This is a genomic window from Streptomyces sp. RLA131, from assembly GCF_056270125.1.
Window position 1 is genome coordinate 2516410 of the sequence record NZ_JBWDOQ010000002.1, and the last position, 25271, is coordinate 2541680.

Below are 25271 nucleotides of genomic sequence, written 5' to 3' on the forward strand. Positions count from 1 at the left end.
GGCGGCTGCACACCTTCCGCGCTCTCGCGCACTCCGGGGTCAGACCCCGGAGGTGACTTCCGCCTTGTCGTTCGACTGACCTGAGCTTTCCCCTTCACGGCGGTTTCGCACCACCGACGACCAGTAGGAAGCCGCGATCAGGACAACCCCGACGAGGCCGGTGATGACCTCGTTGATCTCGTACTTGATGGTGACGAGCAGGATGACCGCGAGGGCGCCGATCGCGTAGTGCGCGCCGTGCTCCAGGTAGACGTAGTCGTCCAGGGTGCCCCTGCGGACCAGGAAGACGGTGAGCGACCGGATGTACATCGCGCCGATGCCGAGGCCGAGGGCCATCTCGAAGATGTCGTTGGTGATGGCGAAGGCGCCGATGACCCCGTCGAAGGAGAACGACGCGTCGATGACCTCCAGGTAGAGGAACATGAAGAACGCGGCCTTGCCGGCCAGCCCGACGGCGGACGCCCCGGCGCCCGTACCCGCGCCCGTGCCCGTGCCGGAGGAGGTCCCGGCGGTGGCCGCACCCTCACCTTCGGCGTCGTCGGCGTCATCCTCGTCGTCGTCGAGGCGGTCCTCGAAGTACCCCGAGATACCGCCCACGACGAGATACGTGACCAGACCGGCGACGCCGGCCAGCAGCACGGTCGCGCTCTTGTCACCGCCGTGGTGGGCGGTGTCGGTGGCGATGGTCATGGAGGTGACCATCAGCGCGACCAGCGCGATGACCACCGAGAGCATGTCGAGCTTGCCCAGCTTGGCGAGCGGGCGCTCCAGCCAGGAGAGCCACTGGTGCTCGCGCTGCTCGAAGATGAAGTCCAGGAAGATCATCAGCAGGAAGATGCCACCGAACGCGGCGATCGCCGGGTGCGCGGCGGTGACCAGGCTCTCGTAGCGGTCCGGGTCCTGGACGGCCACCTTGACGGCCTCGATCGGACCGATCTTCGCCGTGATGGCGACGATCACGACGGGGAAGACCAGGCGCATGCCGAAGACGGCGATCAGCACACCGACGGTCAGAAAGATCTTCTGCCAGTAGGCGTTCATCTTGCGCAGGATGCCGGCGTTGATCACCGCGTTGTCGAAGGAGAGCGAGATCTCCAGGATCGAGAGGATGGCGACGATGGTCATCCCCTGCACGCCCCAGAGGACGCCGGCCAAGGCGAGGCCGGCGGCTGTGATGCCGAACGACCAGCCGAATGTTCTCAGGAGCACTGGAAACCCAATCCTTATAGACGCTTTACGAAACGTTGACCCCGAAGTCTAGGGCGATGCCACGCAAGCCTGACGCGTACCCCTGTCCGACGGCACGGAACTTCCACTCCCCGTTGTACCGGTAGAGCTCGCCGAAGATCATCGCGGTTTCGCTCGACGCGTCCTCGGAGAGGTCGTAGCGGGCCAACTCGGCCTGGTCGGCCTGGTTGACCACGCGGATGAAGGCGTTGCTGACCTGTCCGAAGGTCTGTCCCCGGCTGTCGGCCTCATGGATCGAGACCGGAAAAACGATCTTGTCGACGGTCGCCGGGACCTGGGAGAGGTCGACCAGGATCGACTCGTCGTCCCCCTCGCCGTCGCCGGTGAGGTTGTCGCCGGTGTGCTCGACCGAGCCCTCGGGACTGGTCAGGTTGTTGTAGAAGACGAAGTACTCGTCTCCGAGCACCCGCCCGGAGGCGCACAGCAGGGCGCTGGCGTCGAGATCGAAGGGCGCTCCGGTGGTGGAGCGCGCGTCCCAGCCGAGCCCGATCATCACCTGGGTGAGATTCGGCGCGGCCTTGGTGAGGGAGACATTGCCCCCCTTGGCGAGCGTGACGCCCATGTCTTCCGTTCCTCCCCGCCAGGCGTGCGTACGGCACCGCGACCGCGCCGGGCGCGGTGCCGGTGCCGTACGCCGGCCACGAATGAGCTCAGACGTTGACGCCGAAGTCCTGCGCGATGCCGCGCAGGCCGGAGGCGTATCCCTGGCCGATGGCTCGGAACTTCCACTCGGCGCCGTGCCGGTAGAGCTCGCCGAAGACCATGGCGGTCTCCGTCGAGGCGTCCTCGGTCAGGTCGTAGCGCGCCAGCTCCTTGTTGTCGGCCTGGTTCACCACGCGGATGTACGCGTTGCGCACCTGGCCGAAGGACTGCTGGCGGGTCTCGGCGTCGTAGATCGACACCGGGAAGACGATCTTGACGACCTCGGCCGGGACACCGGCCAGGTTCACCTTGATCGCCTCGTCGTCGCCCTCGCCCTCGCCGGTGGTGTTGTCACCGGTGTGCTCGACGGAGCCGTCGGGGCTCCTGAGGTTGTTGAAGAACACGAAATTCTCATCGGAGAGGACCTTGCCCTCGGAGCCCGCCAGGAGCGCGCTGGCGTCGAGGTCGAAGTCCGAGCCCGTGGTGGTGCGGGCATCCCAGCCGAGGCCGACGAGGACGGCCGTCAGATTGGGGGCCTCCTTCGTCAGCGATACGTTGCCACCCTTGCTGAGGCTGACTCCCACGAGTCCTCCCAATTGGTCACATGCCGCTTGTACCGGATCAACGCCCAGAGCCTAGTGACCGGTTCCCGCTCGTCACAGCAGTTCGAGCGCCTTCGCGTACTCCTTGAGGTCACGGGCGTCCGGCAGGCCGTTGACGATGGTCCAGCGGACCACGCCCTCCTTGTCGATGACGAAGGTGCCGCGCACCGCGCAGCCCTTCTCCTCGTCGAAGACGCCGTACGCCCTGGAGGCCTCGCCGTGCGGCCAGAAGTCGGAGAGCAGCGGGTACCCCAGGCCCTCCTTCTCGGCGAAGACGCGCAGCGTGAACGGCGAGTCGTTGGAGACCGCGAGCAGCTGGACGTCGTCGTTCTGGAAGACGGGGAGCTCATCGCGCAGGGCGCACAGCTCACCCGTGCAGACGCCGGTGAAGGCGAAGGGATAGAACAGCAGGACCACGTTCTTCTCGCCACGGTAATCCGAGAGCCGGACGGTCTGGCCGTGCTGGTTCTTGAGCTCGAAGTCCGGAGCCTTGTCGCCTACGGCGATCGCCATGGAACACACCTCTCTGGTTACGGGAACGCATCCGCGCCCGGCCAGTCTTCCACCGTGCCCGCACCGCATGCGGCACACCCCCGGCGACCTGGGGTCACCGAGGGTGCGTCCGACGGGGTGGTGCCGGGGCCTACTTCTTGCCCGCCCTGGCGGTCTTGGGGGTGACCAGGCGGCTGGCGGTCCAGTCCTTGGTCACGTTGAGGCTGCTCGTCTGAGCCAGGCCGGCGGTCTGCGCGGCCTCACCGATGTCGCTCGGCTCGACGTGTCCGTCGCGGCCGGTCTTCGGGGTCATGAGCCAGATCTGGGCACCGTCGTCGACGGCGGACGTGGCGTCGACCAGGGCGTCGGTCAGGTCGCCGTCGTCATCGCGGAACCACAGGATGACGGCGTCGGCGACGTCGTCGTAGTCCTCGTCGGCGAGCTCTTCGCCCGTGATCTCCTCGATGCCCTCGCGGAGCTCCTGGTCGACGTCATCGTCGTAACCCAGCTCCTGGACCACCTGTCCGGGCTCGAAACCAAGCCGGCCAGCCGGGTTGGTCCGTTCCTCCGCGTGGTCCGCGGTCGCGCTCACGTTTTGCCTCCTGTCATGGGGAATATCCTCCCGCCACTGCGCGGGTTATTGGCGGTAGTCCACACGGGCGCGGCGGATCGCGCAAGTACCCAGCCGCCCATCACGCCCATACGTTGACGTGTCACCGCAACCCGCACCTTGAATCGTGACGCAGATCACGCCACTTTGCGAGGGTTCCACCCGAATCAGTGCCCCGGTCGGTCGTACGACCGACTGGGCGTAGAGTTGCGATTTGGCCGACCGGCCACCAAAGGTCACGCAAGAGGTGCGCAAGCAGCGTGCGGGACCCTGTAAGGGGTCTGTCTCAGAACGTGGCTGTTACCGCTCAGTAGAGATGACGTTTTCGAGTGACGCGGTACACGATGGAGGCGGCGCGACCCAGCAGAGCAAGACCTAGTAGCGAAGGAACAGCGTGGCTTCCGGATCCGATCGCAACCCGATCATCATTGGCGGCCTTCCCAGCCAGGTCCCGGATTTCGATCCCGAGGAGACTGCGGAATGGCTCGACTCGCTTGACGCCGCTATCGACGAGCGCGGACGCGAGCGCGCCCGCTACCTGATGCTTCGCCTTATCGAGCGTGCCCGCGAGAAGCGTGTGGCCGTACCCGAGATGCGCAGCACGGACTACGTGAACACCATCGCGACCAAGGACGAGCCGTTCTTCCCCGGCAACGAGGAGATCGAGCGCAAGGTCCTCAACGCGACCCGCTGGAACGCGGCGGTCATGGTGTCCCGTGCCCAGCGGCCCGGCATCGGCGTCGGCGGCCACATCGCCACCTTCGCCTCCTCCGCCTCCCTGTACGACGTGGGCTTCAACCACTTCTTCCGGGGCAAGGACGGCGGCGACGGCGGCGACCAGATCTACTTCCAGGGGCACGCGTCCCCGGGCGTGTACGCCCGCGCGTTCCTGCTGGACCGGCTCTCCGAGCAGCAGCTCGACGCCTTCCGGCAGGAGAAGTCCAAGGCCCCCTACGGCCTGTCCAGCTACCCGCACCCGCGGCTCATGCCGGACTTCTGGGAGTTCCCGACCGTCTCGATGGGCCTCGGCCCCCTCGGTGCGATCTACCAGGCGCGGATGAACCGCTACATGCAGGCGCGCGGCATCGCCGACACCTCCGCCTCGCATGTGTGGGCCTACCTCGGCGACGGCGAGATGGACGAGCCCGAGTCCCTCGGACAGCTCTCCCTGGCCGCCCGCGAGGGCCTGGACAACCTCACCTTCGTCGTCAACTGCAACCTGCAGCGGCTCGACGGTCCGGTGCGCGGCAACGGCAAGATCATCCAGGAGCTGGAGTCGCAGTTCCGCGGCGCCGGCTGGAACGTCATCAAGCTGATCTGGGACCGCAGCTGGGACCCGCTGCTCGCCCAGGACCGCGACGGCGTGCTGGTCAACAAGCTCAACACCACGCCCGACGGCCAGTTCCAGACGTACGCCACCGAGTCCGGTTCGTACATCCGCCAGCACTTCTTCGGCGACGACCAGCGGCTGCGCGGCATGGTCGAGGGCCTCACCGACGACCAGATCCTGCACCTGGGCCGCGGCGGTCACGACCACAAGAAGATCTACGCGGCGTACAAGGCGGCCAAGGAGCACAAGGGCCAGCCGACCGTCATCCTCGCCCAGACCGTCAAGGGCTGGACGCTGGGGCCGAACTTCGAGGGCCGCAACGCGACCCACCAGATGAAGAAGCTGACGACCGACGACCTCAAGCGCTTCCGGGACCGGCTGCACATCCCCATCACGGACAAGCAGCTCGAAGAGGGCTACCCGCCCTACTACCACCCGGGACCCAAGTCCGAAGAGATCCAGTACATGCACGACCGCCGCAAGGGCCTGGGCGGCTACGTCCCGACCCGCGTCGTGCGCGCCAAGCCGCTGAACCTCCCGGACGACAAGGCCTACGCGGGCACCAGGAAGGGCTCCGGCACCCAGTCGATCGCCACCACCATGGCCTTCGTCCGGCTGCTCAAGGACCTCATGCGGGACAAGGAGATCGGCAAGCGCTTCGTGCCGATCGCCCCGGACGAGTACCGCACCTTCGGCATGGACTCGCTCTTCCCGTCCGCGAAGATCTACAACCCGCTCGGCCAGCAGTACGAGTCCGTGGACCGCGAGCTGCTCCTCGCCTACAAGGAGTCGCCGACCGGCCAGATGCTGCACGACGGCATCTCCGAGGCGGGCTGTACGGCCTCGCTGATCGCGGCGGGCTCGGCCTACGCCACGCACGGCGAGCCGCTGATCCCGATCTACGTCTTCTACTCGATGTTCGGGTTCCAGCGCACGGGTGACCAGTTCTGGCAGATGGGTGACCAGCTCGCCCGCGGCTTCGTGCTGGGCGCCACCGCGGGCCGCACCACCCTCACGGGTGAAGGCCTGCAGCACGCCGACGGCCACTCGCACCTGCTGGCCTCGACCAACCCGGCGGTCGTCGCCTACGACCCCGCGTTCGGCTTCGAGATCGCGCACATCGTCAAGGACGGTCTGCGCCGGATGTACGGCGGCACCCCGGAGCAGAACGAGGACATCTTCTACTACCTCACGGTCTACAACGAGCCGATCGTCCACCCGGCCGAGCCGGCCGACGTCGACGTCGAGGGCATCCTCAAGGGCCTGCACAAGTACCGGCCGGCCGAGGGCGGCGCCATCCCGGCGCAGATCCTCGCCTCCGGTGTCGCGGTGCCGTGGGCCATCGAGGCGCAGAAGATCCTCGCCGAGGAGTGGAACGTCAAGGCCGACGTCTGGTCCGCGACCTCCTGGAACGAGCTGCGGCGCGACGCGGTCCGGGCCGAGGAGCACAACCTGCTCCACCCGGAGGAGGAGCAGCGCGTGCCCTACGTGACGCGCAAGCTGTCCGGCTCCGAGGGTCCCTTCGTGGCCGTCTCCGACTGGATGCGGGCCGTACCGGACCAGATCTCGCGCTGGGTGCCGGGCAGGTACCAGTCCCTGGGCGCCGACGGCTTCGGCTTCGCCGACACCCGGGGCGCGGCCCGTCGCTTCTTCCACATCGACGCGCAGTCGGTCGTCCTCGGCGTGCTCACCGAGCTCGCCAAGGACGGCAGGATCGACCGCTCCGTCCTGAAGCAGGCCATCGACCGCTACCAGCTGCTCGATGTCGCCGCCGCCGACCCCGGTTCGGCCGGGGGCGAGGCGTAACACCCCCGCTGCCATAGCCGGCAGCCGGGAGCACGGGAACATCACTAGGCCGTGTTTTAGAAGTAGCGCCGGCCGCCCGGAGGGCGGGTCCCGCGGCGTCTGGTGCGGTGCATCGCAAGGCGGAGAACTGTCCTCGTAGTGGGCTACTCGGACAATTCGACAACGCAGCGAGGTGCCGTGCCTGGGGGTACCACCCAGCCGCCAGGCTGGGGGAGGGTCGCGGGACAGGCGGGACTTCTAAAACACGGCCTAGAACATGCCGTTGCCCCAGCCGCCGCCGGCCAGCCACATCAGGGCGACGAGCGTGTCGATCGCGCCCAGGACGAGGGCGACGACCGCGGGGATCGACTTCGAGCCGCTCCAGGTCCGGCCCATGGCGAGCCAGCCGCAGATGACGGCCACGGGGCCGAGGATGATGCCCAGGACGAAGAAACCCGCGACGGCGCAGATGACGCCGATGATGGCCAGGGTTCCGGCATCGGTACGGAACGGGGTCCGGGAAGAGGAAGTGGATCGAACCGGCATGGCGCCTCCTTGGTCACCCGTTCGTCTGCCCCTGACGCCGATCGGCAATCCCCCCACTGCCCTGACAGGCCGTCACCAGCCGTCCGGGAACAGGCGGCCCGGCGGCTGTATCGTGTGCGCCCGTGACACAGACGATGACGTCCGGCGGTCTGCGCGATCGCAAGAAACAGCGCACTCGTGACGCCCTGGTGCGCACGGCGGCCGAACTGTTCGTCAGGAAGGGTTACGAGCGCACCACCGTCGACGAGATCGCCGAGGCGGTCCAGGTCTCCCAGCGCACCTTCTTCCGCTACTTCACGAGCAAGGAGGAGGTCGCGCTGTCCCTGGAGGAGCTGCCGGAGGCGCGGTTCCTGGCCGCCGTCGCCGCCCGGCCGGCCGGCGAGGCCCCGCTGGAGGCGCTGCGCGCCGCGCTGGCCGAGTTCTGGGACGACGGCGAGGCCACGGCCGGTACGGCCACCGGCTCGGCGGTCCCGGCGGCGGTCCGCGTCCGGATGTACCGGGTGATCGAGTCGACGCCCGTGCTGCTCGCCGCGCAACTGGGGCGTACGGCGGCGCTGGAGGAACGGCTCGCCGCGGTCATCGCCCGCCGCGAGGGACTGGATCCGGGGACCGACGTACGGGCCCGGGTCCTGGTGGCCGCGTTCGGCGGGGTGCTGCGGTCGGCGAGGTGTGACTGGGGGCACGGCGAGGAGACCAGCGTGGAGTCGATCCGCCGGACCGCCGAGCGGTATCTGGCCCTGCTCGCACCCGTGGTGACCCAGAGCTGGGGGCACCGTACACGAAACGAGGGAATCTCCACGTCTCAAACGTGACTTGGGTCACCGTGCGCACGGGAGGGTGCCCGCGTCTCCTATGGTGGCCGTTACGGCGCCTTCTCCGGGGCCGTCCCGTCCCCCCACGTACACAGCGAGGCGGAAACCCTTGGGCTTTCTCGACGAGCGCTTCAGCTCGCCTTCACTGCGTGCCCTGCTCGCTCTGGCCGTGGTCTTCGTGATGCTGGGGACCACCGGCTGGACGGCCCTGCACCACTCCAAGGGCTACCCGGACTCCCGGTCGGCCGCGGTCGCCTCCTGGCTGAAGGGGTCGGTCGGCGGCAGAAGCCTGCCGAGCCCGGAGGCCGGCGCCGACGCCGTGGCCAGGTTCTTCGGCAGCCTCACGCCGGCGCAGCGCAGTCGCCTGGCCGGCCGCTATCCGCTCGTGGTGGGCAACCTCAACGGCACGCCGGTCTCGCTGCGCTACCGGGCCAACCGGATAGCCCTGACCGGCGCCGAGGCGCAGGAGACGAAGCGTTCGCACAGCGCGCTGCTCACCGTCGAGGGGCGTCAGGAGGCCGGCCGCCGCGCCAACCGCTACGCCTCGCTGCTCAAGCCCGGCCGGCAGATCCTCGCCTTCGACCCGAGCGGGCGCGGCCGGGCCGCCGAGGTGTTCGGCGACCTGACCGGTGCCGACCGGATCTCGGTCCTCGTGCCGGGTGTCGACACCGACATCCTCACCTTCGAGCGCACCGTGCGGGCGTACACGTCACCGGTGGGCATGGCCCGCTCGCTGTACGCGGCTGAGCACACCGCCGAGCCGTCCGCCCACACCGCCGTCATCGCCTGGGCCGACTACACCACGCCCTCCGGGGTGGGGCTGGACGCCTCCACGGGCGAACTGGCCAAGGCCGGTGCCAAGCGGCTCAACGCGTTGCTGTCCGCCCTGCCGGCCCGCTCCCGGGTGTCGCTGTTCTGCCACTCGTACGGTTCCGTGCTGTGCGGCGTGGCAGCGCCCTCCCTGCCGGGCACCGGGGCGACCGTTGCCGACATCGCGGTCTTCGGCAGCCCCGGCATGCGGGTCGACCGTGCCTCCGACCTGCACACCACCGCCCGCGTATGGGCGACCCGGGACGCCACCGACTGGATCGGTGACGTCCCCCACATGGAGTTCGCCGGACTCGGCCACGGCGCCGACCCGGTCTCCCGGGCCTTCGGTGCCCGCGTCATCGCCGCCACCGGGGCCCAGGGGCACGCGGGCTACTTCCAGCAGGGCACCACCAGCCTCGCCAACTTCACCCGTATCGCGCTGGGCGCCTACCGCTCGGTGACCTGCGCCGCCGCCGACACCGCCTGCACGGCCGCCTGACGGCTGACGCCCGTCGCCGGGGCCGCCCGCTACTCGCGGGCGGCCGAGGTGGACGACATGTCCGGGTAGCGGTCCCCGGCCACGTGGCCGGCGATCGGCTCCATCCACTCCAGCTCGATCTCGTCGAGGGTGATCCGGGTGGCGGCGGTGTTCTCGCGGACCCGGTCCGCCTTGCGGGTGCCGGGGATGGGCACGACGGTGAGGCCGTGGACCAGGGCACGCTGCTGGACCCAGGCCAGGGCGATCTGGCCGAGGGTGGCGCCGTGCGCCTTGGCGGCCTTGCGCACCGGGTCGAGCAGGTCGGCGTTGCGCTTGGCGTTCTCGCCGGTGAAGCGGGGCTGGAACTGGCGGAAGTCGCCGCCGGACAGATCGGCCGAGGCGTCGGTGAAGGCGCCGGTGAGGAATCCGCGTCCGAGCGGGGAGTAGGGCACGACGGCCACGCCGAGGTCGGCGGCGGCCGCGACGAGCGAGATCTCGATGTCGCGGCTGAACAGGGACCACTCGGACTGCACGGCGGCGATCGGGTGCACCGCGTGCGCCTCGCGCAGCTCGGCCCCGGTCACCTCGGACAGGCCGAGGTGCTTGACCTTGCCCTCCCGTACGAGCTCGGCCATGGCGCCGACGGACTCCTCGAAGGGCACGGCCGGGTCGCGGCGGTGCATGTAGTAGAGGTCGATGACCTCCACACCGAGCCGCCGCAGACTGCCCTCCACCGCCTCACGTATGTAGGCGCGGTCGTTGCGGATGGCCCGGTAGTGCGGGTCGTCCGGCTTGCGGACGATGGAGAACTTGGTGGCGAGGGTGATCTCGTCGCGGTGGGCCCGCACGAACGGGGAGATGAACTCCTCGTTGGCGCCGGAGCCGTAGACGTCCGCGGTGTCGAAGAGGGTGACGCCCAGGTCGAGGGCGGTGTCGAGGGTGGCGCGGGCGGCGGCTTCGTCGGTGTCGCCGTAGAACTCGCTCATGCCCATGCAGCCGAGGCCCTGGACGCCGACGAGAGGGCCGTCGGTGCCGAGGGTGGCGGTGGCTACACGGTCGTCGCTCTGGGGGGTGCTCATCAGGTCAGGCCCTTTCCGCATACGTGTCGATCTTGAGGTCGAGGACCGCGAGGGTGCCCTGGAGCTCGGCGATCCGCCGGAGCACGTCGGTACGCGTGCACTCCAGCAACTGCCGCCGCTCGTCCCGGGTCTGGTCGCCGAGCCGCACCAGCTCCGCGTAACGGACCATGTCCGCCACGGGCATCCCGGTCAGCCGCAGCTTGCCGACGAAGGCCAGCCAGTCCAGGTCCCGGTTGCTGAACCGGCGCTGCCCGGTGTGGGAACGGTCCACGTGCGGCATCAGCCCGATGCGCTCGTACCAGCGCAGGGTGTGCGCGGTCAGCCCGGTGACGGCCACGACCTCGCTGATGGTGTACCGGTCCCTGCCGTCCGGGAGTGGATGCCGCGCCTCGTCGGAGCAGTTGCGTACGCTGCCGGGCTTGCTCTTCGCCACCTGCGTCACGGTCATGGCGTCAACGCTAAGACCTTGGAGCGCACTCTAAGCAAACGACTTCCGTTGACCGGGATCGCCGGCACTAGGCTCGCTGTCATGCGCAGCCTGAGTCTGATCGAGAAGTGGCCGGTCCCCCACGCCGCCGCGGTGGTCGTCCGCCGCGACGGCACGGCGGCCGGCACGTACGGCCCCGCCGACCGCCCCTTCCGGCTGGCCTCGGTCACCAAACTCCTCACGGCCTACGCCGCGCTCGTGGCGTACGAGGAGGGCGTCTACGAACTGGACGACCCGGCCGGCCCGCAGGGCTCGACCATGCGGCATCTGCTCGCGCACACCTCCGGGCTGGCCTTCGACGAGCCCCGCGTCATGGCCGCCCCCGGCACCCGGCGGCTGTACTCCAACGCCGGTTTCGAGGCCCTGGCCGACCACATCGCCAAGGCCGCGGAGATCCCCTTCGCCGAGTACCTGCGCCAGGCCGTCCTGGAGCCGCTGGCCATGGCCGCCACCCGGCTGGAGGGCACCCCCGCGGCCGGCGGCGTCTCCACCACCGGCGACCTCGCCCGCTTCGCCGCCGAACTCCAGGCCCCCCGGCTGCTCCACCCCTCGACCCTGGCCGAGGCGACCTCGGTGGCCTACCCCGGCGTCAAGGGCGTCCTCCCCGGCTACGGCCACCAGAACCCCAACGACTGGGGCCTCGGCTTCGAGATCCGCGACTCCAAGTCCCCGCACTGGACGGGGTACTCGTCCTCGCCGCGCACCTTCGGCCACTTCGGCCAGTCCGGCACCTTCCTGTGGGCCGACCCGGACGCGGGTGCCGCGTGCGTCGTCCTGACCGACCGCGACTTCGGCGAGTGGGCGCAGCCGCTGTGGCCGGCGCTCACCGACGCGGTGCTGGCGGAACTGGCGGAGCCGCGCGCCTAGGCCGTGGCGCTCGTCGCTGCCCGGGAAACCCGGCCGGCCCGGGCGGCGGCCTCAGCCGTCAGGTCCGCCGGGCGCGGAGGCGACGGACGTTCCGAGCCGACCGGGACCCTCACCGGCCGCCGGCCGTGAGGCCGAGCCCGCCGAGCCCGCCGAGCCGCCGAGTACGGCGATACCCGGCGGCTCCGGCGGCGCAGGACCGTCCATCCCTCCAGCCCCATCTGTACCGGTGTCCTCAGAAGTCATCGTCCGCCCCTGCTGGGTGCTGTCGACCGGAGGGGGCCGGGCCGGAGCCCGCCCGGGACGTCACAGCTCGGCCCCGGATGCGGATCCGTACCGCCCCCGGCGCCGCGCACAGGTGCGGATAAGGCAGGCTTGTCCCGTGGCAGAACCATCACGGCACGATTACGACCCCGCCCGGGACCACCGGCACTCGGCGACGCTGCGACGGCTGGAGAAGTCGTCCGGGAGGCTGGCGCAGAACGCGATCGCGCGGATGGACGAACAACTCTCGTGGTACCGGGCCATGCCGCCGGAGAACCGCTCGTGGATCGGTCTGGTGGCGCAGGCGGGCATAGCGGCGTTCACCGAGTGGTTCCGGCACCCGGAGACCCCGCAGGCCATCAGCACCGATGTGTTCGGCACGGCCCCGCGCGAGCTGACCCGGGCGATCTCGCTGCGGCAGACCGTGGAGATGGTCCGGGTCACCATGCAGGTCATGGAGGCCGCGATCGACGAGGTCGCGGCGCCGGGCGACGAGGCGGTGCTGCGCGAGGCGCTGCTGGTCTACGCCCGCGAGATCGCCTTCGCCACCGCCCAGGTGTACGCGCAGGCGGCCGAGGCCCGGGGCGCGTGGGACGCGCGACTGGAGTCGCTGGTCGTCAACTCGGTGCTGTCGGGCGAGGCGGACGAGGGCGTGCTGTCCCGGGCGGCGGCGCTCGGCTGGGGCTCGCCGGACAAGATCGTGGTCGTCCTGGGGACCGCGCCCACCGGGGACAGCGAGCTGACGGTCGAGGCGATCCGCCGGGCGGCCCGGCACGCCAAGCTCCAGGTCCTCACCGGGGTGCTGGGCGACAAACTGATCGTGGTGGCGGGCGGCGACGGCGAGCCCCTCAGGGTGGCCAAGGGGCTGATCGGGCCGTTCGCGGCGGGCCCGGTGGTGGCCGGCCCGGTGGTCGGCGACCTGCTGTCGGCGACCCGCTCGGCACAGGCGGCGGCGGCCGGACTGCGGGCCTGCGCGGCCTGGCCGGACGCGCCCCGCCCGGTGCTGGCGGACGATCTGCTCCCGGAGCGGGCGATGGCCGGGGACCGGGCGGCCCGCGAGCAGTTGGTGGAGGAGATCTACAGCCCGCTGGAGGAAGCCGGTTCGGCGCTGCTGGAGACGCTCTCGGTCTACCTGGAGCAGGCCTCCTCCCTGGAGGGCGCCGCGCGAATGTTGTTCGTTCACCCCAACACCGTCCGCTACCGGCTCCGACGTGTGACGGACGTCACCGGATGGTCGCCCTCCGACGTGCGTTCCGCGTTCACACTGCGCATAGCGCTTATCCTTGGGCGACTCTCAGACTCCGGCCAGACACCGTGAGTACCACAAGGCTTTTTGTGGGACACCAACAAATCACCCGTCGGTTCTTGGTCCCTGTCCCCACGGGCGGGGACCACCGTGCACACGAGAGAGTGAAAAGGTGCTCGTACTCGTCGCTCCCGGCCAGGGCGCTCAGGCGCCCGGCTTCCTGACCCCCTGGCTCGAACTCCCCGGTGTCGCGGACCGCCTCGCAGGCTGGTCCGACGCCACCGGTCTCGACCTTGCCCACTACGGCACGAAGGCCGACGCGGACGAGATCCGCGACACCGCCGTGGCCCAGCCGCTGCTGGTGGCCGCGGGTCTGCTGGCCGCCCGTGAGCTGTTCCCGGACGAGGCGGCGGCCCGCCGTGTGGTCGGCGCGGTGGCCGGTCACAGCGTCGGCGAGATCACGGCGGCCGCGGCCGCCGGGGTGTTCGACGCCCGTACCGCCCTGCGTTTCGTGGCCGCCCGCGGTACCGCGATGGCCAAGGCGGCGGCCGTCACCGAGACCGGCATGTCGGCCGTCCTGGGCGGCGACCCGGACGCCGTGGTGGCACACCTGGAGGGCCTCGGCCTGACCCCGGCGAACATCAACGGCGCCGGCCAGATCGTCGCCGCAGGTACGACGGAGCAGCTCGCCGCCCTTACCGCGGACAAGCCGGAGAAGGCCCGGGTGATCCCGCTGAAGGTGGCGGGCGCCTTCCACACCCGGCACATGGCCCCGGCGGTCGCCGACCTCGAAGCGCTCCTGCCGGAGCTGACCATCGGCGACCCGGGCACCCGGTACGTGTCGAACACCGACGGCCGGGTCGTCGCCGACGGCGCCGAGATCGTCCGGCGGCTGGTGACCCAGGTGTCCAACCCGGTCCGCTGGGACCTGTGCATGGAGACCTTCACCGCGCTGGGTGTCACCGCGATCATCGAGGTGGTTCCGGGCGGCACTCTCACCGGACTGGCCAAGCGCGCGCTGCCCGGTGTCGCCACGCTCGCCCTGAAGACCCCGGACGACCTCGAAGCGGCCCGCGCGATCATCGCCGAGCACGGCACCCACGAATAGGAGCCCCGCACACATGACCGCGTCGCAGCGCCAGCCGGCGAAGATCCAGCCCAGCAAGGGCGCCCCGTACGCCCGCATCATGGGCGTCGGCGGCTACCGCCCGACCCGCGTGGTGCCCAACGAGGTGATCCTGGAGCACATCGAGTCCAGCGACGAGTGGATCCGTTCGCGTTCCGGCATCGTCTCCCGGCACTGGGCGAGCCCGGAGGAGACCGTCGCCGAGATGTCGATCGCGGCGGCCGGCAAGGCGCTGGCCGACGCCGGGATCACGGCCGAGCAGATCGGCGGCGTCATCGTCGCCACCGTCTCCCACTTCAAGCAGACCCCGGCGGTGGCCACCGACATCGCGCACCGGATCGGCGCGGGCAAGCCGGCCGCTTTCGACATCTCGGCGGGCTGCGCGGGCTTCGGCTACGGCCTGACCCTCGGCAAGAGCCTGGTCGTCGAGGGCAGCGCGAAGTACGTCCTGGTCATCGGGGTGGAGCGGCTGAGCGACCTCACCGACAAGGAGGACCGGGCCACGGCCTTCCTCTTCGGCGACGGCGCGGGCGCGGTCGTGGTCGGCCCGTCCGACGTACCGGCGATCGGTCCCACCGTGTGGGGCTCGGAGGGCGACAAGTCCGACACGATCACCCAGACCGTGGCGTGGGACCGTTTCCGGACCGGTGACGTGGGGGAGCTGCCCCGCGATTCCAAGGGCGAGGTCAAGTTCCCGTCGATCACCCAGGAGGGCCAGGCGGTCTTCCGCTGGGCGGTGTTCGAGATGGCCAAGGTGGCCCAGGAGGCGCTGGACGCCGCCGGGATCACCGCCGACCAGCTCGACGCGTTCATCCCGCACCAGGCCAACATGCGGATCATCGACTCGATGATCAAGGCTCTCAAACTGCCGGAGCACGTGGCGGTCGCCCGCGACGTGGAGACCACCGGCAACACCTCGGCCGCGTCGATTCCGCTCGCCATGGAACGCCTGCTGGCCACCGGTCAGGCCAAGAGCGGTGACACGGCCCTGGTCATCGGCTTCGGGGCGGGTCTCGTCTACGCCGCGACTGTCGTTACCCTCCCCTAGTCACACCACACCAAAACGGCGCCGCAACCCGCTCGCCGTGCAAGTCCGCAGCAACACACAAGGAGCGCCGAATGGCCACCCAGGAAGAGATCGTCGAGGGTCTCGCCAACATCGTGAACGAGATCGCCGGAATCCCGGTCGAGGACGTCGAGCTGGACAAGTCCTTCACCGACGACCTGGACGTCGACTCGCTGTCCATGGTCGAGGTCGTCGTCGCCGCCGAAGAGCAGTTCGACGTCAAGATCCCGGACGACGACGTGAAGAACCTCAAGACCGTCGGCGACGCCGTCGACTACATCCTCAAGGCCCAGGCCTAACCAGCCCTGAGCGGCCGGTTCTCGGCAACACCGGACGACGTGTCTGTCGCCCGCCCTTCTAGACGTGGAGAGACAATCCCTGTGAGCCCGACCAATCGCACCGTGGTCGTCACCGGTATCGGCGCCACCACTCCGCTGGGTGGGGACAGCGCGTCGACCTGGGACGGCCTGATCGCCGGCCGTTCCGGCGTCAGTTCCCTCGAACAGGACTGGGCGGCCGAGCTGCCGGTCCGTATCGCCGCGCAGATCGCCGTCGAACCGACGGAGGTCCTGCCGCGGCCGCTCGCCCGCAAGCTGGACCGCTCGGCGCAGTTCGCGCTGATCGCCGCCCGCGAGGCCTGGGCCGACGCGGGCTACACGGCCAAGGCCGGCGAGGACCCGTCGGTCGACGCCGACCGCCTGGGCGCGGTCGTCGCCTCCGGCATCGGCGGTGTCACCACTCTGCTCAACCAGTACGACGTGCTCAAGGAGCAGGGCGTGCGCCGGGTCTCCCCGCACACCGTGCCGATGCTGATGCCCAACAGCCCGTCCGCCAACGTCGGTCTGGAGATCAACGCCCGGGCCGGTGTGCACTCCCTGGTCTCCGCCTGCGCCTCCGGCGCCGAGGCGGTCGGCTACGCCATCGAGATGATCCGTTCCGGCCGGGCCGACGTGGTCGTGGCCGGCGGCACCGAGGCGGCCATCCACCCGCTGCCGATCGTGGCGTTCGCCAACATGATGGCGATGTCGAAGAACAACGACGACCCGCAGGGCGCCTCCCGTCCGTACGACAAGGGCCGGGACGGCTTCGTCCTCGGTGAGGGCGCGGGCGTCATCGTCCTGGAGTCGGCCGAGCACGCCGCCAAGCGCGGCGCCAGGGTCTACTGCGAGGCGATCGGCCAGGGCCTGTCCGCCGACAGCCACCACATCGCCCAGCCCGAGCCGAGCGGCCGGGGCATCGCCGCCGCCCTGGAGCAGCTGCTGTCCTCGACCGACATCAAGACGGCCGAGATCGCGCACCTCAACGCCCACGCGACCTCCACCCCGCAGGGTGACGTCGCCGAGGTCAAGGCGCTGCGCAAGGTGCTGGGTGACGACCTGGACCATGTGGCCATCTCGGCGACCAAGTCGATGACCGGTCACCTGCTGGGCGGCGCCGGCGGTATCGAGACCGTCGCCACCGTCCTGGCCCTGCACAAGCGGCTGGCGCCGCCCACCATCAACCTCACCGAGCTCGACGAGGAGGTGGAGCCCGGCCTGGTCTCCGCCGAGCCGCGGCCGCTTCCGCAGGGCCCGCTCGTCGCGCTGAACAACTCGTTCGGCTTCGGCGGCCACAACGTGGTGCTGGCGTTCCGCACAGTCTGATCACAGCTTTCCCGCCGGCCTCAAGAGCCCGCGCACACCTGGTCGTTGACCGGTGGGCGCGGGCTCTCGGCAGGTCCGCGGCGGGGCCCGGGGGACGTGGGGGACGGTCGGGGTCCTTGAGTAGGATGGGCGCTCCGATACGAGTCGATCATGCCCCGCAACAGCACCCCCATGCGTCGAGGACCCTGATCAGATGCCAGCACCCATGCCCGCGCGTCCCGGTCCGCTGCCCGCTCTGCTGATTTCCGTGCTGGTCGGCGCCGGAGCGGGGGTCGCCGCCACCGCTGCCGCGCCGCCGGACGGACGGCAACTGATGGCCTGGTACGCGGGCGTGGCGGCGGTGCTGCTCAGTGTCGCGGTGGCCACCAGCATGCTCGCCGACCTGCGCGAGATGGAGAACCGGCACGACGAAGAGACCGTCCTGGGCGACCTGCTCCACCCGGACCACCGCACCGCCCAGGCCGGCCGGCCGACAGCATCGCCGTGCTGACCGGCGCCCGCTCCGGGCGCCGGTGGACCAGGCCGATCGTCATGGAATCCGTACTGCGCGGCGCCATGGGCCGGATCGGCGCCTACCAGCGGATCCGGCTGCACTCGGCCAGTACGGTCGCGGTCGCCGGTCACGCCGCCGAGGGTGTCATGCACGCCCTGGCCGAACTCATGGACAACGCCACCAACTTCTCAGGTGCTCGTTGGACTCCACAACCTCTGATTCCGTGTCCCGAAGCCCACTGCGCAGCACCGCCAGGGTCTGAAGATCGTGATCGTCGGCGGTTTCGGGGTCGGGAAGACCACCATGGTCCGCTCGGTGAGCGAGATACGCCCGCTCAGCACCGAGGAGACCATGACCAAGGCGGGCGTCGGCGTCGACGACGCCTCCGGGGTCGACGGGAAGACCACCACCACGGTGGCCTTCGGCTTCGGCCGGATCAGCCTCAACGACACGATGGTGCTGTACCTGTTCGGCGCACCCGGCCAGGAGCGCCTCTGGTTCCTGTGGGACCGGCTGTTCTCCGGCACCCTGGGCGCGGTGGCCCTGGTGGACACCCGCCGGCTCGCCGACTCCTGGTACGCCATCGACCGGCTGGAGCACCACGGCACCCCGTTCATCGTGGCCCGCAACGACTTCGGCGGTCCCGGGCACACGCCGGAACAGCTCCGGGACGCCCTCGACCTGTCCCCCGACGTACCGCTGATCGACTGCGACGCACGCTCCCGCGGGTCCTGCAAGAACGTGCTGATCACGCTCGTCAACCATCTGTACGCCCTCTCCTCCTCCGCACTGGAGACCACTCCGTGAGCAGCGAACACCTCTCCTACGCCGACACCCCCGAGCCGCCGCCCGGCTGCCCGGCCCACGCCGGCGGAGCGGCCGACGCCGTGCCGCTGTACGGGCCGCGGTTCCAGAACAACGCGGCTCAGGTGTACCGGGACCTGCGGCGCGAGTACGGCGCCGTGGCACCGATCCTGCTGGACGGCGGGCTGCCCGCGTGGCTGGTGCTCGGCTACCGCGAGGTGCACCAGGTCACCAGCAACGACCAGCTGTTCGCGCGGGACTCGCGGCGCTGGCACGCCTGGCAGCACATCCCCGGCGACTGGCCGCTGATGCCCTATGTCGCCTATCAGCCCACCGTGCTGTTCGCCGAGGGCGCCGAGCACCAGCGCCGGGCCGGCGCGATCAGCGACGCGCTCGCGGCGATCGACCAGTTCGAGCTGCAGACCCTGGCCGAGCAGGTCGCCCACCAGCTGATCGACGGCTTCGCGGGACGCGGTGAGGCCGACCTGATCGCCCACTACGCGCACCAGATCCCGATCCGGATCATGTCCCAGCTGCTGGGTCTGGCCGAGGCGGACGTGCCCGAGCTGGTCCGGGACATCGCCCTGTCGCTGGACGAGGGCCCGGGTGCCCTCGACGCCCATCTGCGCACCGTGGCGCGGATGCAGCGGCTGGTCGCGGGCAAGCGCGAGCAGCCGGGCCCCGACATCCCGTCCCGGATGCTGGAGCACGAGGCGGGGCTGACCGACGACGAGGCCGCCATCGACCTGCTGATGGTGCTGGCCGCCGCCCAGCAGCCCACGGGCAACTGGATCGGCAACGCCCTGCGGCTGATGCTGACCGACGACCGGTTCGCGATGACGCTGTCCGGCGGACGCGGCAGCGTCGGCCAGGCCCTCAACGAGGTGCTCTGGGAGGACACCCCCACCCAGAACTACATCGGCCGCTGGGCCGCGCACGACACCCAGCTGGGCGGCCGCCGGATCCGCCAGGGCGACCTGCTGGTCCTGGGGCTGGCCGCCGCCAACAGCGACCCGGAGGTGCGCCCCGACTCGTACGGCGGCCCGACCGGCAACCGGGCGCACATGTCCTTCAGCCACGGCGAGCACAGCTGCCCGTACCCGGCGCCCGAGATCGCCGAGGTGATCGCGCGTACCGCCATCGAGGTGCTGCTGGACCGGCTGCCCGACGTCGACCTGGCCGTCGAGCCGGAGGCGCTGGTGTGGCGGCCGTCGGTGTGGACGCGGGGCCTGTTCTCGCTGCCGGTCGAGTTCACCCCCGGTCCCATGTCGGGCTGACCGGAGCCGGCTGATCCGGCCGGTCCGGGCCGGCCGGTACGGCCGGGCCGCCCCGGTCAGCCGACCGGGGTGAACTCCACCGGCAGCGCGGCCGGGGCCCGGGTGAAGACGCCCTGCTCGTAAGGGATGTAACCGCTGCGCAGCCGCAGGTCGGGCATGGCGTCCAGGAGTTGGCCGACGCCGACCTCGACCTCCGCCTTGGCCAGCAGCGCGCCGACGCAGAAGTGCCGTCCGAGGGCGAACGCCAGGTGGTCGGCGGCGGCCGAGAAGGCGGTGGCGGCCGCCAGGTCCGCCCGGAAGATGTCGAAGCTGTCCGGGTCGCGGTAGCGCAGCTCGTCACGGTTGGCGGCCCCGATCAGGCAGGTGACGGTCCTGCCCGCCGGGATCGTGCCGCCGCTGACCCGCACGTCCTCCGCCGGCTGCCGCATGATCATGTGCACCGGCGGGTTGAAGCGCAGCGTCTCGGCGAACGCCCGCGCGATCAGCCCGCGGTCCTCCCGCACCGCGGCCAGCTGGTCGGGGTGGTCAAGCAGGTTCTTGACGATGCTGACGATCGCCTTGACGTCCTCGTCACTCATCCGGGTGCCCTCGACCTCGGCCGAGACCAGGTTCGACAGCAGGTCGTCCCCCGGGTTCGCGCGGCGCTCCTGGATGATCGGGATCATGTACTCCGCGAACTCCTGACGGGTGCGCGGCCCGGCGGCGGTCACGGCGGCGTCCTGGCTCAGGTTGCCGAGGAAGGCGATGATCGAGGTGTACCACTCGTGGAACTTCTCGAAGTCGCCCTTGTCCAGGCCCGGCATGTCGGCGATGACGTAGACCGGGAAGCGGGCCGCGAAGTCGCTCGCCACGTCCGCCGAGCCGTCGGCACGGAACCCGTCGATGAGCTGTCGCGCGTTGCGCTCGATCACCGGCAGGAACTGCTCGTCGAGCGTGCGTCCGCGGAAGGCCGGCGCCACCAGCGCCCGGCGTACGGAGTGCTCGCGTCCGCTCATCTGCAGGATGGTGCGGCCATGGACCGGCTCCAGCTGCCAGTCGTAGTTGTCCTGGTGAACACCGGCTCCTTGAAGGCGCGTTCGACATCCTCGTACCGCGAGATGATGTAACTCCGCATCGGCTCGTGCCATATGAGCGGAAAGCCCTCGCGCATGACGCGGTACGCGGCGTACGGATCCGCCGCGAATTCGGGTGACAGGATGTCAGGCGCTTGCTGTGCGGTGGTCATGATGCTCCATCAGCTGACGGGAGTGGCCGAGCCGATCAAGGCTACGGAGCGAACACTCTTGCGGGTCCCGACCTGATGCGATTCACCCGATAGGCAGGTTTCGCCCGTTCCGCGCATTTCGTCGGTTGTGGCGGCGCAGCCTGAAGAGGTGAACCGATGGCTTTGCGGAGGGGCCGCCGCCGCGGCGATGTTCCTGTGTCCGGCGGGGGCGGCGGTGGCGGTGGCGGACGACCACCGGCCGGTGGTGCGGGTGGATCCGGACACCGGCGCGGTCCATGTCGAGGTGGGTGGCGGCGCCGTGAGCGTCGACACCGGCCGGGAGGGGGACGGCGGGGTCCGGGCCCGGGTCAGGACCGGCGGGACGACCGTCACGGCGTCCAGGGGCCCGGGCGGGTCCACGGCCCGGGTGGAGACCCGGCACTGCCCGCGCTACGAGTCCACGGTCAGCGGCTCGGTGACGGAGGCCGGGGCCCGGGGCTCGGTGTCCTGGCGGCACCCGTGCGGGGCGCGGCCCGCACCGCCGCCGAAGCCCGCCCCGAGGCCGTACCGGCCCCCGGCGCCACCGCCGGTGCGCCGGGCCGCACCGCCCCCGCCCTCCACGCCGCCCTCCACGCCGCCCCCGACGCCCGCCCCGGAGCCCACACCGCCACCGTCACCCTCCCCGGCCGTCAGCGCCACCGCGCGCGCCCGGGTGATGGCCTACGCCGGGCCGCCCGGCGCCCCGGTGCACGGCGGGGCGTCCCTGGTCACCCTGACCCTGCTGATCACCGCCCCCGCCGTGCTGGCCGCGGCCACCCTGCGCCCGCAGGGCGGCGGCCGGCGGCGTGCCCGCTGACACACATCCACGGAGGTCGCATGTCGCAGTGGCTCGTTCTGGCGATCGGAATGGCCGTCGCGTGCGCGGTCGTCCTGACCATCGTCGTCCTCAACAACCGCCGCGTCGGGGACGACGACGACCCGTCAGAGACGCCCGACGTCATCGAGTACATGACCATGATGTTCGGCGTGATCTACGCCATCGTGCTCGGCCTGGCCATCGCCGGTGTCTGGGAGGCCCGCGGCGCCGCCCAGGACGACGTCCGGCGCGAGGCACAGGCCCTGCACGAGGTCAGCGAGCGCGTCCAGGTCTACCCGGCGGCCGTGCGCGACCGCACCCGGGCCGACATCGGCACCTACGTCACCCATGTGGTCCACAAGGAGTGGCCGGCGATGCTCCGCGACGCCGAACTCACCCCGCGCGGCGACGTCCTGCTGGAGAAGGTGCGGCGCGACGTCACGGACTTCGTGCCCCGCGCCGACCTCCAGACCCAGGCCTACCAGCCCGTGGTCGACCAGGTGGGCGTGGCCGACGACGCCCGCAACGCCCGCGGCCAGAACGCCGGGCCGACCATGCCGGGGGTGGTCTGGTTCGGCCTCATCGTCGGCGCACTGGTCTCCGTCGGCCTGATCTTCACCCTCCAGATCCGCCGCTCACCACGCGAGTTGCTGCTCGCCGGCCTCTACAGCGCCCTGATCGCCTTCCTGCTCTTCCTCATCTGGGATCTCGACGCCCCCTTCGGCCACACCCCCGCCGACTCGACAGCGGCCTTCCTGGCCCTGTTCCCCAAGGCTTGAACTCCGGTCCGTCCGGCGATCGAGGACGAAACGGCCCCGGACGGACCCGGTGAACCCACCCGCCACGGCGCCGCGCCGGCGCCTACGCCTACGCCTACGCCTCGCCGAAGCTCGCGAAGTACGAGGCCACCATGTCCTCCCCGCCGTGCCCCAGGGCGGCGGCCCGGCGGAAGCGTTCCGCGCCCGCCGCCGCCACGTCGAGGCGGACCCCGGCCCCCTCGCCGGCCTCGACGATCAGCCGGGCGTCCTTCTCCGCGGTGGTCACCGCGAAGCTGGGCTCCAGGTCGCCGGAGAGCACGGCGGCCGACTTGCCGCGGAGGTACCCCATGTCCAGCGGGCCGCCCTCGATGATGTCCAGGAACTGCTGGAAGTCAACGCCGAGCCCCTTGGCGAGGGCCAGCGCCTCGGCTGTGCCGTGGGTGACCGCGAGCACCCAGCTGTTGGCGACGAGCTTGAGCCGGGTGGCCGTGCCCGCCGCGCCGTCGTCGCCGACCCAGAGCGTACGGCTGCCGACCGCGTCGAACACCGGTGCGGCGGCGTCCCGTACACCGGGCCGGCCGGCGGCCAGGACGACCAACTGGCCGTTCTCGGCGGGCTGCCTGGTGCCCAGGACGGGGGCGTCCACGAAGCCCAGGCCCAGTTGCTCGGCGAGCACGGCGAGTTCGGGGACGGTGTCGACCCCGACGGTGGTCGACTGCACCCACAGCGCGCCCGGCGCCAGCCCCGGGGCCGCCTGCCGCATCGCGTCGAGGACGGACTGCCCGTCGTACAGCATGGTCAGGACCACGGTCGCGCCCGTGACCGCCTCCGCGGCGGTGCCGGCCACGGTGACGCCGTGCGCCGCCAGGGGATCGGCCTTGGTCTTCGTACGGTTCCATACGCGGACGTCGTGTCCGGCGGCGGCCAGGTTGCGGGCCATCGAGGAGCCCATGATGCCGGCGCCGAGGACGCTTACCGAGAGGTTGTCAGCCATGCGCCTACGCTACGTCGGACTCACACCACCTGGTGCAGCCAGCGCACCGGCGCACCCTCGCCCGCGTAGCGGAAGGGCTCCAGTTCGTCGTCCCAGGGTTTGCCGAGCAGCTTGGCGACCTCGGCCTCCAGATCCGCCTCGCCCTTGCGGGCACGGGCGAGCGCGGCGCGCAGCCGGTCCTCGGGGATGAGGATGTCGCCGTGCATTCCGGTGACGGCATGGAAGATGCCGAGTTCGGGCGTGCTGCTGTAGCGCTCGCCCTCCGCGGTGGCGCACGGCTCGGCCGTCACCTCGAAGCGCAGCAGGTGCCATCCGCGCAGCGCGGACGCGAGTCTGGACGCGGTGCCGACCTGGCCATGCCAGGAGAACTCGGCGCGCCAGGTGCCCGGCGAGGCGGGCTGGCGGATCCAGTCGAGGTTGACGCGCACGCCGAGCACGCCCGCGACAGCCCATTCGACGTGCGGGCACAGCGCGCGCGGCGCGGAGTGAACGTACAGAACTCCACGTGTCGTCACCGGGACCTCCAGTGTGGGACGAGGTTCGCCTTCCCCAGCGGCCTCATGCCCGTACCGAAGCGATCCGGACGCCATCGGACATTCTGCACCAATCGCTACATGTACGACAAACTTTGACGCCCCTTCTCCCGGCGTGCTGTCAGGGAAAAGCTACCGCGCCGCGTCATCGGAAGGGTGACGTACTGTCGGGCTCACCGATATGTCACCCACTCGCCCGAGAGAGGAATCGCGCATGCGACACGGCCTGGCGACCGTTGTGGCCGCGCTGACCCTGCTGGTCGGCTGCTCGGGCGCCCCTTCCTCCGCTCCGCGTGACGCCCCGTCGGCCACGCGCGAGGCCGCCCCGAAACCCACTCCAACGTGGGACACGGCACCGGCCTCGGTCGCGGCCCTGGGGGACTCCATCACCCGCGGGTTCGACACCTGCGGGATACTCAAGGACTGCCCGGCCGAGTCCTGGGCGGCGGCCTTCGCCGAGCGGATCGGGGCCGGGCACAGCTGGAACCTCGCCCGGAGCGGGGCCACCATGGCGGCGCTGCGAAGCCAGGTGGAGCGGGCGGCGGCGAAGAAGCCGGCCCAGGTCACCATCCTGATGGGCGCCAACGACGCCTGCCGCACCAGCGCCTCGGCGATGACGCCGGTGGCCGAGTACCGGCGCGAGTTCGCCGACGCGATGAGCACCCTGCACCGCCTGCTCCCCCGGGCCCAGGTCTTCGTGGCGAGCGTCCCGGACCTGTGGCGGCTGTGGCAGGTCGGCAAGGACAACCCGCTGGGCCGGGAGGTCTGGAAGCTCGGGCTGTGCCCGTCGATGCTCGGTGACGCCGAGTCGGTGGCCACGGCCGCCCAGCAGCGGCGTACGACCGTGCGGGACCGGGTGGTCGCGTACAACAAGGCGCTGGCGCAGGTCTGCGGCCGGTACGCGCACTGCCGCACCGACGGCGGCGCGGTCTTCGACTACCGCTTCACCGCGGACGAGTTGAGCCCCTGGGACTTCTTCCATCCCGGCAAACAGGGGCAGGCCCGACTGGCCCGGGTGGTCTACAAGGCGTTCGCGTCCGGCGGGGCCGGGCGGTAGCACGGGACCACCCGCCAACCGGGCGCGGTTGTTCGAGATACCAGACACTGTTCGTAATTTCGTGAATTTCAACGCGTGGATCATGGCGGCATCTACACTCCGTTGTCAACAGGCGAAACCGGCTGAGATCCGTACCACTTCAACCGTTGACATCGCCGGGAGAGC

General features: G+C 70.7%; 23 protein-coding genes and 3 pseudogenes. 15 read left to right on the forward strand and 11 right to left on the reverse strand.

Features of this window, described 5'->3' with window-relative positions; all coding sequences use genetic code 11:
* Nucleotides 1-39 precede the first annotated feature (39 nt).
* The 5 genes from RWE79_RS12430 to RWE79_RS12450 all read right to left on the reverse strand — a co-directional run bounded on the left by RWE79_RS12430 (nucleotide 40) and on the right by RWE79_RS12450 (nucleotide 3576).
* Complete coding sequence (locus tag RWE79_RS12430) at nucleotides 40-1209, reverse strand: DUF475 domain-containing protein (RefSeq protein WP_475940125.1); 1170 nt, start codon at nucleotides 1207-1209, stop codon at nucleotides 40-42.
* Between the two features lie 25 nt (nucleotides 1210-1234).
* Nucleotides 1235-1810 carry a TerD family protein gene (locus RWE79_RS12435; RefSeq protein ID WP_475940126.1) on the reverse strand — a complete coding sequence of 192 codons (576 nt, stop codon included), beginning with the start codon at nucleotides 1808-1810 and terminating at the stop codon, nucleotides 1235-1237.
* An 88-nt stretch (nucleotides 1811-1898) separates the two neighbouring features.
* Nucleotides 1899-2474, reverse strand: coding sequence for a TerD family protein (locus tag RWE79_RS12440; protein ID WP_475940127.1), 576 nt, complete (start codon nucleotides 2472-2474; stop codon nucleotides 1899-1901).
* A 72-nt stretch (nucleotides 2475-2546) separates the two neighbouring features.
* Nucleotides 2547-3005 (reverse strand): peroxiredoxin, encoded by a 459-nt coding sequence (locus RWE79_RS12445; protein ID WP_475940128.1) that lies wholly within the window; start codon nucleotides 3003-3005, stop codon nucleotides 2547-2549.
* A 130-nt stretch (nucleotides 3006-3135) separates the two neighbouring features.
* Nucleotides 3136-3576, reverse strand: coding sequence for a DUF3052 domain-containing protein (locus tag RWE79_RS12450; protein ID WP_475940129.1), 441 nt, complete (start codon nucleotides 3574-3576; stop codon nucleotides 3136-3138).
* Nucleotides 3577-3988: 412 nt separating this feature from the next.
* On the opposite strand from RWE79_RS12450, the gene aceE reads away from it, so the two are divergent.
* A complete protein-coding gene (gene aceE / locus RWE79_RS12455) occupies nucleotides 3989-6730 on the forward strand; it encodes a pyruvate dehydrogenase (acetyl-transferring), homodimeric type (RefSeq protein WP_475940130.1) in 2742 nt (913 codons plus the stop codon).
* A 249-nt stretch (nucleotides 6731-6979) separates the two neighbouring features.
* On the opposite strand, the gene RWE79_RS12460 is transcribed toward aceE, so the two are convergent.
* Nucleotides 6980-7255, reverse strand: coding sequence for a small hydrophobic protein (locus tag RWE79_RS12460; RefSeq protein ID WP_475940131.1), 276 nt, complete (start codon nucleotides 7253-7255; stop codon nucleotides 6980-6982).
* Between the two features lie 122 nt (nucleotides 7256-7377).
* On the opposite strand from RWE79_RS12460, the gene RWE79_RS12465 reads away from it, so the two are divergent.
* Both RWE79_RS12465 and RWE79_RS12470 read left to right on the forward strand, forming a co-directional pair.
* Nucleotides 7378-8067 carry a TetR/AcrR family transcriptional regulator gene (locus RWE79_RS12465; protein WP_475940132.1) on the forward strand — a complete coding sequence of 230 codons (690 nt, stop codon included), beginning with the start codon at nucleotides 7378-7380 and terminating at the stop codon, nucleotides 8065-8067.
* Nucleotides 8068-8176: 109 nt separating this feature from the next.
* Nucleotides 8177-9376 (forward strand): alpha/beta hydrolase, encoded by a 1200-nt coding sequence (locus RWE79_RS12470; protein WP_475940133.1) that lies wholly within the window; start codon nucleotides 8177-8179, stop codon nucleotides 9374-9376.
* Nucleotides 9377-9405: 29 nt separating this feature from the next.
* On the opposite strand, the gene RWE79_RS12475 is transcribed toward RWE79_RS12470, so the two are convergent.
* Both RWE79_RS12475 and RWE79_RS12480 read right to left on the reverse strand, forming a co-directional pair.
* Nucleotides 9406-10434 carry an aldo/keto reductase gene (locus RWE79_RS12475; RefSeq protein WP_475940134.1) on the reverse strand — a complete coding sequence of 343 codons (1029 nt, stop codon included), beginning with the start codon at nucleotides 10432-10434 and terminating at the stop codon, nucleotides 9406-9408.
* Nucleotides 10435-10438: 4 nt separating this feature from the next.
* The gene (locus RWE79_RS12480; RefSeq protein WP_475940135.1) at nucleotides 10439-10882 is read right to left on the reverse strand and encodes a MerR family transcriptional regulator; all 444 of its coding nucleotides are present in this window, start codon (nucleotides 10880-10882) and stop codon (nucleotides 10439-10441) included.
* An 81-nt stretch (nucleotides 10883-10963) separates the two neighbouring features.
* Here RWE79_RS12480 and RWE79_RS12485 point away from each other — a divergent pair, with 81 nt between their 5' ends.
* The 9 genes and pseudogenes from RWE79_RS12485 to RWE79_RS12525 all read left to right on the forward strand — a co-directional run bounded on the left by RWE79_RS12485 (nucleotide 10964) and on the right by RWE79_RS12525 (nucleotide 19704).
* Nucleotides 10964-11788, forward strand: a complete 825-nt coding sequence (locus tag RWE79_RS12485; protein WP_475940136.1) for a serine hydrolase domain-containing protein — start codon at nucleotides 10964-10966, stop codon at nucleotides 11786-11788.
* Between the two features lie 379 nt (nucleotides 11789-12167).
* Nucleotides 12168-13367 (forward strand): PucR family transcriptional regulator, encoded by a 1200-nt coding sequence (locus RWE79_RS12490; RefSeq protein WP_475940137.1) that lies wholly within the window; start codon nucleotides 12168-12170, stop codon nucleotides 13365-13367.
* Nucleotides 13368-13467: 100 nt separating this feature from the next.
* Nucleotides 13468-14403: an ACP S-malonyltransferase gene (locus RWE79_RS12495; protein WP_475940138.1), complete on the forward strand. Its 936-nt coding sequence runs from the start codon at nucleotides 13468-13470 to the stop codon at nucleotides 14401-14403.
* Nucleotides 14404-14416: 13 nt separating this feature from the next.
* Entirely contained in the window at nucleotides 14417-15469 is a 1053-nt protein-coding gene (locus tag RWE79_RS12500) for a beta-ketoacyl-ACP synthase 3 (protein ID WP_475940139.1), read from the forward strand.
* A 71-nt stretch (nucleotides 15470-15540) separates the two neighbouring features.
* A complete protein-coding gene (locus RWE79_RS12505) occupies nucleotides 15541-15786 on the forward strand; it encodes an acyl carrier protein (protein ID WP_127359798.1) in 246 nt (81 codons plus the stop codon).
* 81 nt (nucleotides 15787-15867) lie between these two features.
* Nucleotides 15868-17130 (forward strand): beta-ketoacyl-[acyl-carrier-protein] synthase family protein, encoded by a 1263-nt coding sequence (locus RWE79_RS12510; protein ID WP_475940140.1) that lies wholly within the window; start codon nucleotides 15868-15870, stop codon nucleotides 17128-17130.
* A 205-nt stretch (nucleotides 17131-17335) separates the two neighbouring features.
* Nucleotides 17336-17814: pseudogene (locus tag RWE79_RS12515) on the forward strand (ATP-binding protein); the annotation flags it as partial.
* A gap of 8 nt (nucleotides 17815-17822) precedes the next feature.
* Nucleotides 17823-18430: pseudogene (locus RWE79_RS12520) on the forward strand (GTP-binding protein).
* Complete coding sequence (locus RWE79_RS12525) at nucleotides 18427-19704, forward strand: cytochrome P450 (RefSeq protein WP_475940141.1); 1278 nt, start codon at nucleotides 18427-18429, stop codon at nucleotides 19702-19704. The pseudogene RWE79_RS12520 and the gene RWE79_RS12525 overlap by 4 nt, the downstream one beginning before the upstream one ends.
* Before the next feature lie 56 nt (nucleotides 19705-19760).
* On the opposite strand, the pseudogene RWE79_RS12530 reads toward RWE79_RS12525, so the two are convergent.
* Nucleotides 19761-20929 (reverse strand): annotated as a pseudogene (locus tag RWE79_RS12530) (cytochrome P450).
* A gap of 148 nt (nucleotides 20930-21077) precedes the next feature.
* Here RWE79_RS12530 and RWE79_RS12535 point away from each other — a divergent pair.
* Together RWE79_RS12535 and RWE79_RS12540 are read left to right on the forward strand one after the other, a co-directional pair.
* Nucleotides 21078-21764, forward strand: coding sequence for a hypothetical protein (locus tag RWE79_RS12535; protein WP_475940142.1), 687 nt, complete (start codon nucleotides 21078-21080; stop codon nucleotides 21762-21764).
* 20 nt (nucleotides 21765-21784) lie between these two features.
* Entirely contained in the window at nucleotides 21785-22543 is a 759-nt protein-coding gene (locus tag RWE79_RS12540) for a bestrophin-like domain (protein WP_475940143.1), read from the forward strand.
* Nucleotides 22544-22637: 94 nt separating this feature from the next.
* Here the strand turns inward: RWE79_RS12540 and RWE79_RS12545 are convergent, their stop codons facing one another.
* Both RWE79_RS12545 and RWE79_RS12550 read right to left on the reverse strand, forming a co-directional pair.
* On the reverse strand, nucleotides 22638-23516 hold the full coding sequence (locus tag RWE79_RS12545) for an NAD(P)-dependent oxidoreductase (protein WP_475940144.1): 879 nt from the start codon (nucleotides 23514-23516) through the stop codon (nucleotides 22638-22640).
* A 20-nt stretch (nucleotides 23517-23536) separates the two neighbouring features.
* Nucleotides 23537-24031: a DUF3145 domain-containing protein gene (locus tag RWE79_RS12550; protein ID WP_475940145.1), complete on the reverse strand. Its 495-nt coding sequence runs from the start codon at nucleotides 24029-24031 to the stop codon at nucleotides 23537-23539.
* A gap of 232 nt (nucleotides 24032-24263) precedes the next feature.
* Here RWE79_RS12550 and RWE79_RS12555 point away from each other — a divergent pair, with 232 nt between their 5' ends.
* Entirely contained in the window at nucleotides 24264-25106 is an 843-nt protein-coding gene (locus tag RWE79_RS12555) for an SGNH/GDSL hydrolase family protein (protein WP_475940146.1), read from the forward strand.
* The last annotated feature ends 165 nt before the right edge of the window (nucleotides 25107-25271 follow it).

Coding starts and splice junctions, on each gene's coding strand:
- RWE79_RS12475 (WP_475940134.1), bottom strand. CDS start 10,434: ATGAGCACCCCCCAGAGCGACGACCGTGTAGCCACCGCCACCCTCGGC.
- RWE79_RS12540 (WP_475940143.1), top strand. CDS start 21,785: ATGTCGCAGTGGCTCGTTCTGGCGATCGGAATGGCCGTCGCGTGCGCG.
- RWE79_RS12435 (WP_475940126.1), bottom strand. CDS start 1,810: ATGGGCGTCACGCTCGCCAAGGGGGGCAATGTCTCCCTCACCAAGGCC.
- RWE79_RS12460 (WP_475940131.1), bottom strand. CDS start 7,255: ATGCCGGTTCGATCCACTTCCTCTTCCCGGACCCCGTTCCGTACCGAT.
- RWE79_RS12555 (WP_475940146.1), top strand. CDS start 24,264: ATGCGACACGGCCTGGCGACCGTTGTGGCCGCGCTGACCCTGCTGGTC.
- RWE79_RS12480 (WP_475940135.1), bottom strand. CDS start 10,882: ATGACCGTGACGCAGGTGGCGAAGAGCAAGCCCGGCAGCGTACGCAAC.
- RWE79_RS12485 (WP_475940136.1), top strand. CDS start 10,964: ATGCGCAGCCTGAGTCTGATCGAGAAGTGGCCGGTCCCCCACGCCGCC.
- RWE79_RS12505 (WP_127359798.1), top strand. CDS start 15,541: ATGGCCACCCAGGAAGAGATCGTCGAGGGTCTCGCCAACATCGTGAAC.
- RWE79_RS12500 (WP_475940139.1), top strand. CDS start 14,417: ATGACCGCGTCGCAGCGCCAGCCGGCGAAGATCCAGCCCAGCAAGGGC.
- RWE79_RS12545 (WP_475940144.1), bottom strand. CDS start 23,516: ATGGCTGACAACCTCTCGGTAAGCGTCCTCGGCGCCGGCATCATGGGC.
- RWE79_RS12445 (WP_475940128.1), bottom strand. CDS start 3,005: ATGGCGATCGCCGTAGGCGACAAGGCTCCGGACTTCGAGCTCAAGAAC.